At 43.0% G+C, this 2,226-nt stretch carries 2 protein-coding genes; both read left to right on the forward strand.

What is annotated here, in order from left to right:
- On the forward strand, positions 1–870 hold an 870-nt coding region (locus ACOJS8_RS15320; protein WP_420149416.1), incomplete at its 5' end, for a helix-turn-helix domain-containing protein.
- 535 nt (positions 871–1,405) lie between these two features.
- Positions 1,406–2,107, forward strand: a complete 702-nt coding sequence (locus tag ACOJS8_RS15325; protein WP_420149417.1) for a TlpA family protein disulfide reductase — start codon at positions 1,406–1,408, stop codon at positions 2,105–2,107.
- Positions 2,108–2,226 lie beyond the last annotated feature (119 nt).

Here is a 2,226-nt window from a genome sequence, read left to right on the forward strand (position 1 = left end):
CTGCAAATCGGTCTTTCTGCCTGTTTTTTCATTGGCCCATTTTTATACTTTTTTGTCCGCTCGGCCGTAAAACTAATCGATACGTTGCCCAAAAGCTGGCTGTGGACGCTTGTTCTGCTGGCTGCTGCTACGCTGGTGGTGGGCGTAAGCCTGCCATACTCGGCTTATCCGGTCATCTGGAACACATATATTGCCCCGGCCATTTACGGGCAATGGGCGATTTTTCTCGCTGCGTCAGGGTTTACAATTCGAAATATAATCCAAAAGTATTTCTCCCGGTCTCAGCCCCTGAAGCCCGCCGAATCCTGGCTTTTCCTGATCGTTGCGGGCAACGTAGTGATCTTTATTTTTTATTTTTCATCGCTTATCAACGCGCCTTTTGCTTCCTACATCAGCGGTTCCATCACATTTTCCCTGATCCTTTACCTGATGGTAACCCTTCTTTTTTATCGCAAAAAAACCGATGAACTGTTTCTGCTTTTGCCCGACAAAACGACGGTCAGGAAGTTTACTGAAAGTGATACGGAACTTTGGCTGATGAAACTAAATAAAGTGATGACAGAGAAATCGGCTTATAAAAACCCAGACCTCAAACTTCACGAGCTATCGCGCGAAATTCAGATTTCCGGCCATCAGCTTTCGGCCCTGCTCAATGAGCATCTGGGCAAGAATTTCACGACCTACGTGAATGAATTCAGGATAGCCGAAGCCTGTAAACTGATGACAACGAACCCGAACTTTACGCTGGAAGCCATCGGGTACGAAGTCGGTTTCAACTCGAAATCAACGTTTTTTGCCGCCTTCAAAAAAATAAAAGGCGTTACGCCGTCCAGCTACCAACAAGCTACAAATCAATCCATTACGTTATAGGTGCTCTGATTGCAAACGGGCGAAAATTATAGCTTTCTCGTTCAGATGTTCTTAATGTATAACCTCTCACTGTATCACATTGATACAGCGCGGCTGCTACGTAGATTAAAGAGATAACAATCGCTCCGGCGACCCGGTTGAGACCTTCTATCGGACTTTAAGTTGAAATGGACAGGGGCTAAATATCCCACAAAATGGGCGTTTAAAAACCAGTAATAACGAAGGGAATGGAGGATATAAATCAAAAAACGCATGCGATAGATTACTATCAATTTCACGCCGAGCCGGGCCGCCCCAGCGACGTTAGAGCGGTCGGCCTTAGCAACTGATAAAAAACAGTAGAAAGCTCCTAAATTAGCTGTTAAACAAAACTCTAGTTTTGTTTAACTATTCTCGTAGGTTAACATGATCGTAATTATACAACAGGACGTATGCCACTTCTGTGTACAGTAAACCAGTAGCATACGATGTAAAGAATCTCTGAAACGAGAGTGTATATTGCATTGACAGGAACCCTAACTTGTTCAAATCGGCTATGCTAAACTTACTGCGTCATACCTTACCGGTCGTTTGCTTGTTTGTGATTAATTTACCAGTATGGGCTCAGTGGGTAAAACCGAAAGTGTATATTGATCCAAAAGGTATTCGCTACAGCCAACAACAGTTCGACAGCATTCGAACGGCTAATACGGGTAAGCCCATTGCTCAGATGGATGTAATCCAGAAGGAGAATGAAACCCAGATTACCTTTGAAGTTTTAGCTGTCAATCCAAACGATCTCTTTAAAGCAAAATGGATTGGCAAACTGCTACCAACCTTCTCTCTGAAGGACATTCAGGGTAACACATATAGCAACAGCTCCTTAAAAGGAAAATTAATCGTTATTAACTTCTGGTCAACAACTTGTGTACCCTGTATCAAGGAGATGCCCCTTTTAAGTGATTTAATGGCCAAGTACAGGGGGAGAAATATAGTTTTTATTGCTCCTGCTCCTGAGTCAGCTCTCCAAATTCAGAAGCTACTGGCTAGACATAGATTCACTTACACCATTTTGCCTCAAGCCCAAACTCTTTTTTCCGCCTTAACCATTGAGGGCTACCCCTATCATTTCATTATTTCCCCAACGGGTATCATTGAGGATATCTACACAGGTTCATCGTTTAATCCCCAAACAAATGAAGCTATACTCGATAATCGACTCGTAGCTGCTATTGACAAAGCCTTAGAAAACCATTGAATCTATTATATAAGTGCGCTTACGTTAAGTTGATCGCTCAGCTTTCTCTACTAACTGTTAAGTTGGTTGATTAATCGCTTCGGAGCCATTAAACACCAAGACTGCTTTAAGAGCTCGTA

Source organism: Spirosoma sp. (genome assembly GCF_048594605.1).
Taxonomy (GTDB): domain Bacteria; phylum Bacteroidota; class Bacteroidia; order Cytophagales; family Spirosomataceae; genus Spirosoma.

Bases quoted from the DNA above. Each gene is read 5' to 3' on its own strand.
- ACOJS8_RS15325 (WP_420149417.1), top strand. From the start codon at position 1,406: ATGCTAAACTTACTGCGTCATACCTTACCGGTCGTTTGCTTGTTTGTG.